The following is an 8,547-nucleotide window of genomic DNA, read 5'->3' as shown; positions in this document are numbered from 1 at the left end:
GCCAGCGTTCAATCTGAGCCAGGATCAAACTCTTCAGTTAATAACTTTTTGCGAATTACTTCGCGAATATTGCGAGATGAATCTTTAGGTTCCGCAAAGAACTCAAAAACTCACTTCTACTGAATTGTTATCACCCTCAATAAAAATTAAGGTACCTAATCAAGGCACCCACACAAGTCACTTATTCAATTGTTAAATAACCGCTCTGCCATGTATGCACGAGCGAACATATAAGTATATGTTTTTAATCTTATTTCTGTCAACGAAAGGACAAAAAAATCCGCAAATAAATATACCACTTTTGGTGGGATATTTGATTTGCGGAGGCCGCATTATAGGGCGCTTCTATCATAGGTCAAGCGAATACTGGGGTAGAATCGATCAATAATTAATTACTATCTCCTTTGCCCATAACTTAAGCATCTAAAGTGCCAACTGCAGCCATTTTTAGCCCAATTTTAGTGCTTGAAATGCTCATGTCAGCGTGGCTGATCGGCGCAATATTGTATAGTACTGATTCTCTAGCTTGGATTCAGAATCCGTACCTCGCGTTGCGGGAACGGGAAGCTGATATTGTTTTCTTTTAGCGCTTTCCAAATCATCATTTTTAAATCAGCATCCACTCGATTGACTCCGTCATCAACGCCTTCCATCCAAAACTCAACTAAAACTTCTATACCTGAGTCCGCAAAACTACTAATTTCTGCATCAGGTTGCTCTTCAGGTGTTGCATCAGCACCACTAATTACTTGCGGATGACTCGCCGTCACTTCTTTTAGTATCTCCACTAACTTTTCCATATCGGTGTCATATGACACCTGAAATTCTATCGAATAGCGTTGTTTGATATCCGCATGCGTCCAATTCACAAAACTGGAAGTCACAAAGGTTTCATTGGGAACCACAATATCTTTGCCATCAAAAGTCTCTAATATGGTCGAGCGCATATTCAAAGCGCTAATGGTTCCACCGCGTCCATCTTCTAATTCAATGTAATCCCCTACGGTAAGTGAGCGGTCGAGGAGAATAATCAAACCAGAGATAAAATTTGAAGCAATGGCTTGCAGCCCAAACCCTAGACCCACACCCAGTGCGCCACCAAATACTGCGAGTGCAGTCAGGCTGATACCCATGACCTGCAGCAATAAAATAAAGATTATAAAAAACAGGCCAATTTCAAATAACTTAGCAAACACTTCGCGAGTGCCCACCTCAAGATTTTCTTGCTTACGGATGTATTCTTTACCTGTGTCGTTAGATATACGCCCCAACCAAAATAGAATCGATCCAAATATTAATACGCGTGCGATGGCGTACAAAGATAATGAGATATTACCTAGTTGTAACTTAATCGAATCCAGATGATTGATTACATTATCCAACCAACCAAACACATACATAATTGCAATTGGGATAATGACCCACTTAATGAACTTCTTAACCGCACCGCGGCTGACAAATTGCTTATTGATAGAATATATAAGCGCAACCACCGCTAATCCTTGCGCCAGTTTTAGCAACCAATCCTGTTGAACCGTTGCATCACTTAAGACACTCGCTGCACCAAGAAAAATCACTGTAAACAGTGAAAATAAAATACCTTTAGCTTGATGTAGAAACCCCCGCCACTTACTCATTGAGCCTGGCTGTGGAGGCTGGGACCTTGGCTTGAAATTTCTACCGATTACTTTTGCAGCTAAAAATGCAAATATAATTGCCGTGAGTATCAGCCCACATTGCGCGTAAAAAGCCGGGCTTTGCGCCCAAGCGACAACATTCTCAGAAAAATTCTCGACGATGGATTGAAGATTCTCTAAATTAATGTTTTCAACTAATTTAGTTACTTCCTCTTTTGTTTCTTCTGGAATTTCTATGCTCGCATCTTCAGGAATCTCAATTTTTGCTTCTTCTGAATCTGCCATTTCTTAAACCTTTACTATGATTAATTAATACTAATTTTTGCAAACTTTCGTTTACCAACCTGAAATACTGCCTCCATTCCTGTAGATAAAAGCAACTTCGAATCAGCTATCTTCTCACCATCAATCTTTACCGCACCCTGTTTAATCATTCGTATCGCTTCGGAAGTGCTGCCGACTAAACCAGCCTCTTTCAGTAAATTGCCTATTGCGATCGTACCATTTATTGCCTGAATTCCTTTTTCCGGCATGTCATCCGGCAGAGCACCTTTTTGAAAACGCTGAATGAAATCAGCTTGTGCAGCATCTGCGGCTTGCTTGTCATGGAATCTTTCAATAATTTCTTCAGCTAGTTTAAATTTGATATCTCTTGGGTTAGCACCCTCTTTAACGTCTTTTTTAAGATTCTCGATTTCACTTATTGAACGAAAACTTAATAAATCAAAATAGCGCCACATTTTTTCATCATCGACGCTCATAATTTTACCGAACATATCGTTTGGCGTATCGGTTATACCAATATAGTTATTAAGCGACTTAGACATTTTTTCTGGCCCTTGCGTATAGCCTTCTAAAATGGGCATCGTCATGATCACTTGCGGCTCCTGACCGCTTTCTTTTTGTAACTCGCGACCCACCAGCAGATTGAATTTTTGATCTGTGCCACCCAACTCCATATCGCATTTTAGTTCTACTGAGTCATACCCTTGTATTAAAGGGTAAAGAAACTCATGGATTGCGATTGGCTTTCCACTTTTATAGCGTTTATCAAAATCATCTCGCTCCAACATGCGCGCAACCGTATGCTTAGAAGCCAGCTTGATCATATCTGCAGCACTCTTTTTACCCATCCAAGATGAATTGAACACAATTTCTGTTTTAGCTGGATCCAATATTTTGAAGATTTGTTCTTTATAAGTGGTGGCGTTAGCTTGAACTTCGTCCCCAGATAAGGGTTGGCGCATAACATTTTTGCCCGTCGGATCACCAATCATGGCGGTAAAATCACCAATTAAGAAGATGACTTGATGCCCAGCTTGTTGGAACTGACGTAGCTTATTAATAAGTACCGTATGCCCTAGATGTAAATCCGGTGCTGTGGGGTCAAACCCTGCTTTAACCCGCAATGGACGGTCCTTTTTAAGCTTAGACAGCAGCTCATCCAGAAGCAAAACCTCGTCAACCCCGCGAACTAACTCGTCTATTTGCATATTTGGTGTATTTTCAACCATATTTAAGCCTATAAAACCAATAACCCATAACGAACGACCAGTTAGATAACCATCTCTTTAGAAGAATATTGAGTCTTGTTAAATTCATTGACCAATGGGTACAAGGACGTTATTTTATGCCAAAAATTGAAACAAATTCCGTGGATTACAATTCTTTAATTGGCACCGACTTTAAGAATGTTGCGTCATCTAGCAAGGGCGTAAAACATCACGTCCCCGCATATCTTCTTGCAGCCACCGCATTAATTGGAATCCTCATTGTTAGTGTTGTTTTAGCACAGTCTAATCAGACTACCACTAGCGCTGCTAATTTATCTGCCACTGTTAAATCAAATGTAACAACACTCGAACAAACCAACGTTAGTAATCAAACGATTTCATTACCACTCAAGCCTGTTACAGAGCAAAGCCAAAGTCAAACTCTTGCTCTACAAGTGCCCAGCAAAAATAACCAAGAAAACCTAATTACAAATTCATCTGCAGAAACATTAGAAATTGTTGAACCAGAGCCCATTGCAGAAGCAAGCGACGTAACGGTAATAGTAAAAAAAGGCGACACCTTATCTTCAATATTTAGCGATCTCGATATACATCACGAACTGACACAAATTCTAAACTTAGGCAAACAAGCTAAACCGTTAAAAAAAATATATCCCGGACAAAAGTTACATTTTACTTTTGGCGGCGATGGAATTGATAAGTTAGAACTTGAAAAAAGCATAACCAAATCACTTATCTTATATAAAGACAATGACACGTTCATAGTAGAAGAAGCTAACCGTGAGCTAGATAGAATTTCACAAGTCGCTACCGGCACCATTAATCAATCTTTATTCCTTGCTGGACAAGATGCTGGCATGTCAGATGGTTTAATCATGGGCTTAGCAGGAATTTTTGGCTGGGACGTAGATTTCGCACTTGATATCCGTCAAGGCGACAGCTTCACAGTGGTATATGAAGAACTTTTTTTAGCAGGTGAAAAAGTGGGTGATGGAAATATTATTGCTGCAGAATTTGCAAACAACAATCACATCTATCGCGCCTATCGCTATACAGATAGCAACGACAAAACAGAATATTACTCTCCCGATGGTAAAAGCATGCGCAAACCTTTTATGCGCACACCAGTTGACCTAGCACGCATTAGCTCACGCTTTAATTTAAGACGCAAGCACCCGGTTTTAAATAAAATCCGTGCACACAAAGGTGTAGATTATGCGGCATCAACTGGAACAGCTATTAAAGCAACTGGTGATGGTAAAGTTGTGCATCGCGGCAGAAAAGGTGGTTACGGAAATACCATTATTCTTCGTCATGGCAACACCTACACAACCCTTTATGCGCATATGTCAAAGTATGCAGGTAAAGCAAGAGTTGGTTCACGCGTGAAGCAAGGACAAATTATTGGCTACATCGGTAGCACTGGATTAGCAACAGGACCACACTTACATTATGAGTTTCGTGTAAACGGCGTTCATCGAAATCCATTAAAAGTTAAACTACCTAGCGCAAACCCGTTACCCGATTCAGAAATGGATCGATTCCAGGCTTCAATTCAACCTATGATTGTGCAACTTGATGCGTATACGCAAAACGCATTAGTCATGCGCGACTTATAAATCTATTCAACTTCTATGCCCGAATACTTTATTGGGCTCATGTCAGGCACTAGCGTTGATGCGATTGACGCAGTTCTTATGGATTTCGCACAATCCAATACGTATATTGTTTCCACTTATAGTCAACCTATAAGCGCCTCATTACGTAACGAAATCAATTCACTTATTGCTACGCGACAATATCCAAAAGAATTTGAAAATCTAGATAGACAATTTTCACAAGCATCTTGCAATGCTGTCACACAATTATTAAAACAAACATCCATTGATGCAGAGGAAATTTCTGCGATTGGCAGTCATGGTCAAACTGTTTTCCATGATCCTAAAGGCATTCCTGCAGTTTCCATTCAGATTGGTAATGCGCAATATATTGCTAATACTTCTGGTATCCCCACAGTGGGTAATTTTCGACAAGCTGATATTGATGTCGGCGGGCAAGGCGCGCCTATAGCATGCGCTTATCATGCAGAAGTTTTGCAAAGTTCAACTGAAGAACGCGTTGTACTAAATTTAGGAGGCATTGCAAACATTACAAAATTACCAAAAGATAAAGACGAACCTATTATTGGTTTTGATACCGGGCCTGCAAACACACTTATGGATGCATGGACCCAAAAACATTTAAACAAATCGTTTGACCAGGACGGGAATTGGGCGCAAAGCGGTAAAGTAAATACGCAATTACTAAAACAGATGCTTGAAGATAACTACTTTGCAAGCTTTCCTCCAAAATCCACGGGAAGAGAACATTTCAATTTAGAATGGACACAGCATCAACTCGACAAATATGGCACAACCATTTCCTTAGAAGACATTCAAGCAACGTTGCTCGCATTAACCACTTTCAGCATCGCGGAAAGTATTAATACTTGGTGCCCACAAAGCAAAAAAATTCTTATATGTGGAGGCGGCAGCGAAAATAAATTCCTGGTTACGCAACTAGAAAAAACTTTAGAAAAAGCCTCTCTGGAACAAACTAGCGAATTTGGAGTTCCTTCCGAATGGATGGAAGCAATGGCCTTTGCCTGGTTGGCCGAACAACATCAAAATTTAAAACCGGGAAATATTCCAAGTGTAACCGGTGCGGATAAACCCGTCGTATTAGGTGAAGTTTTCATCCCTAAATAAAGACCGACACAACGGACATCCGAATTTGAGCTGGTAAATTCACTCCTCTGGATCTTGGAAGATACAAAAACGTAAAGATAAACAGCCTAAATAATTTATTAAAGATGTAATTTATCAATGTCGACTATCAGCCAAATTCAGAGACTCGTTAATCAAATTTTGATCTCCAGTACTTTTTAGCAAGTCTATTTCATTATCTGTTAATTTTCTCTGTTTGGTATCAATTAAGCATAGCGCCCCTAGCTCCATGTTTGTTTTTGATTGCAAACGTATTTCTTCATTCTCTGGCACTAACGGATAATGCATAGGTTTAGAAACACTAATAATTATTGTCGGTGAAAATACCAGCTTAAATTTAAGCCCACACAAAATTCATACTAATTATTAAGTTCAAAATTATTCATTTTGGCTCGTTAACATGATTCAAATTTTACAAAACTTTGAATCTCTAGCTAATGTTTCTTTTTGACTTAAGTGGTCAAAGAGATACGCAACTTAAAAATATTTTTAAAGAATTTGTTTGTAAACGTTTCCTTTAGACTAAAATACTGCACATCAGTTTATAAAATATTATTAACATGATGATAAGTTTTTTTTAATGACTGGGAACAAACATTTTACAATTCTAATTTACTTATATTGCATATATTATTAGCAGATGAAACAGAGTGTGTTAATTTCTATTCATATTATTGGGTTGTAATAATTACAGCTACCTTACTTAGGTAGAAATTTAGGATGGTGGTTATGAACAAACATAATCCCAGGCAGAATTATATTCTTTCTGCGTTACCGAATGATGTATATGAAATCATGCAACGTGATTTAGAATTAGTGGATATGCCCCTAGGCAAAGTTCTTTACGAATCTGGTACAGAAATGGAATTTGTCTACTTCCCCACAAGCAGTATCGTATCGTTAATATATCTAACCGAAGATGGTCACTCTGCCGAGATTGCGGTAACAGGACGTGAAGGCATAGTTGGTGTAGCACTTTTTATGGGTGGCAATACCACACCCAGTCGCGCAGTAGTACAAAACGCAGGCCACGCTTATCGTTACCAAGGAACCCTATTACAGAATGCATTCAATGTTGGTGGACCACTACAACGTCAGCTGCTGATGTTCACACAAGTCTTAATCACACAAATGGCACAGACTGCAGTATGCAATCGACATCACTCTATTGATCAACAACTATGTCGCTGGCTGTTACTGAGCCTTGACCGAGTTTCTACAAATCGATTGATGATGACACAAGACCTAATAGCAAATATGTTAGGCGTACGTAGAGAAGGAGTAACAAAAGCAGCGGGAAAGTTACAAGACAACGGAATTATTTCTTACCATCGTGGGATTATCGACATTTTGGATAGACCAGGTTTGGAAAATCTAGCATGTGAGTGTTATAGCGTGGTAAAAAGTGAATATGATCGCATACTCCCACAACTCAGCAAGATATAAACAATTATGTGTTAGTCAGCACTAACGCTGGCTCAAGCTCACTTACGATTAGCAAAATCGTAAACCTATAAGCGCATTAAACTTTAAAAATAAGTTGCTGCGTACACCAGCAAACCCATAAAACTCTTTTAATCACACAATTGCGTGCGTTATCGTACCGACAACGGTAAGTCCGCATACTAGATTGTTGTATTAAGCAACAATCTAGTATGCGGTTGATAATAATATAGCTGTTCGAATCCTCATGACTAACAACGAAAACTCAACAACCCTAGATGAGCAAACCGAAAATTGCCCTTCTAATCTAAAAGCAAATATTGCAACGGCATTTCTAGGCATGAATATAGTTAACGAAACCAAGCGACAACTTAAAAAGTCTTTACAGAGAACGAGCCTAACTCTGAATCAATGGTTAGTACTGGAAATTCTATTTTCAAAACGAGCAAATACCGCATCAAGAGTCGCCTATCTAATGAATACTGATGGCGCATCCATCACGCGAAATGTAGATGAGTTAGAACTTCGCAATCTAGTTAAGCGTGACCGTCAAACGCATGATCGTAGAATCATCCATATAAAATTAACCGAGAAAGGACTGCAAGTTGCTAAAATGTTATTCGCCGCCTATACAGGGCTTTTAGATAATCTTGAGAATCGCTTACCGCAAAACGAGCGTATCATGTGGAAAAAAGTCGAACGGTGCATCACAGCCCATGTAAACAAAACCTAAATCATCTGCATTAGATCTTTGGTAGCCACCTTATTCTTTAGGACTCATATCAAGTTTTGAGCGTTGTGCAAACATAGCATTTATCAAACTAGAAAATCTCGCTAGCAACTCCTCTCTTAATTCACTTTTAAACTCTAAATTCTTCATTGCCGTTTCCATACAATATAACCATTGATGCTGGTGCTGTTCGCTTAGTTCAACTTTTCGATGCCTCAACTCTAGCCATGTTGAATTAGTGTACTCAGCACTAAATATCTCTGGGCCACCTGACCAATGCACGAGAAATCGATAAAGAATTTTTTTGGTGAAAAAAAGATTTTCTGGATGCAGGCTACGCAATTTTTTTGCTTTCGAATCACGATCCATCACATCATAGAACTCTTCTGCTAATTGCTGAATTTGATACTGGCTATCGAATTTTTCAAACAATATATCCATTCAATCTAATTTAATAC

Annotated in this window: 8 protein-coding genes and 1 rRNA gene (1 of these 9 only partly in view); 4 read left to right on the top strand and 5 right to left on the bottom strand. The window is 39.1% G+C overall.

Annotated elements, in window-relative coordinates:
* From GKR92_00360 to GKR92_00350, 3 genes are all read right to left on the bottom strand, one after another.
* Positions 1 to 40: ribosomal RNA gene (locus GKR92_00360) — 16S ribosomal RNA — on the bottom strand (it extends 1,502 nt beyond the left edge of the window).
* Between the two features lie 481 nt (positions 41 to 521).
* Positions 522 to 1,922, bottom strand: coding sequence for a mechanosensitive ion channel (locus tag GKR92_00355; protein QMU60233.1), 1,401 nt, complete (start codon positions 1,920 to 1,922; stop codon positions 522 to 524).
* Between the two features lie 20 nt (positions 1,923 to 1,942).
* Positions 1,943 to 3,151: a tyrosine--tRNA ligase gene (locus tag GKR92_00350; GenBank protein QMU60232.1), complete on the bottom strand. Its 1,209-nt coding sequence runs from the start codon at positions 3,149 to 3,151 to the stop codon at positions 1,943 to 1,945.
* 116 nt (positions 3,152 to 3,267) lie between these two features.
* Here GKR92_00350 and GKR92_00345 point away from each other — a divergent pair, with 116 nt between their 5' ends.
* Positions 3,268 to 4,770, top strand: coding sequence for a peptidoglycan DD-metalloendopeptidase family protein (locus GKR92_00345; protein ID QMU60231.1), 1,503 nt, complete (start codon positions 3,268 to 3,270; stop codon positions 4,768 to 4,770).
* A gap of 15 nt (positions 4,771 to 4,785) precedes the next feature.
* Complete coding sequence (locus GKR92_00340; protein ID QMU60230.1) at positions 4,786 to 5,898, top strand: anhydro-N-acetylmuramic acid kinase; 1,113 nt, start codon at positions 4,786 to 4,788, stop codon at positions 5,896 to 5,898.
* A 114-nt stretch (positions 5,899 to 6,012) separates the two neighbouring features.
* On the opposite strand, the gene GKR92_00335 is transcribed toward GKR92_00340, so the two are convergent.
* The gene (locus GKR92_00335) at positions 6,013 to 6,204 is read right to left on the bottom strand and encodes a hypothetical protein (protein QMU60229.1); all 192 of its coding nucleotides are present in this window, start codon (positions 6,202 to 6,204) and stop codon (positions 6,013 to 6,015) included.
* 441 nt (positions 6,205 to 6,645) lie between these two features.
* Here GKR92_00335 and GKR92_00330 point away from each other — a divergent pair, with 441 nt between their 5' ends.
* The gene (locus GKR92_00330) at positions 6,646 to 7,362 is read left to right on the top strand and encodes a helix-turn-helix domain-containing protein (GenBank protein QMU60228.1); all 717 of its coding nucleotides are present in this window, start codon (positions 6,646 to 6,648) and stop codon (positions 7,360 to 7,362) included.
* A 244-nt stretch (positions 7,363 to 7,606) separates the two neighbouring features.
* Positions 7,607 to 8,092, top strand: a complete 486-nt coding sequence (locus tag GKR92_00325; protein QMU60227.1) for a winged helix DNA-binding protein — start codon at positions 7,607 to 7,609, stop codon at positions 8,090 to 8,092.
* 30 nt (positions 8,093 to 8,122) lie between these two features.
* Here GKR92_00325 and GKR92_00320 read toward each other — a convergent pair whose 3' ends face one another.
* The gene (locus GKR92_00320; protein QMU60226.1) at positions 8,123 to 8,530 is read right to left on the bottom strand and encodes a hypothetical protein; all 408 of its coding nucleotides are present in this window, start codon (positions 8,528 to 8,530) and stop codon (positions 8,123 to 8,125) included.
* Positions 8,531 to 8,547 lie beyond the last annotated feature (17 nt).

It is taken from the genome of Gammaproteobacteria bacterium, assembly GCA_014075255.1.
Lineage (GTDB): Bacteria > Pseudomonadota > Gammaproteobacteria > UBA4575 > UBA4575 > JABDMD01.
This window is presented reverse-complemented; position numbering and strand designations above follow the sequence as displayed.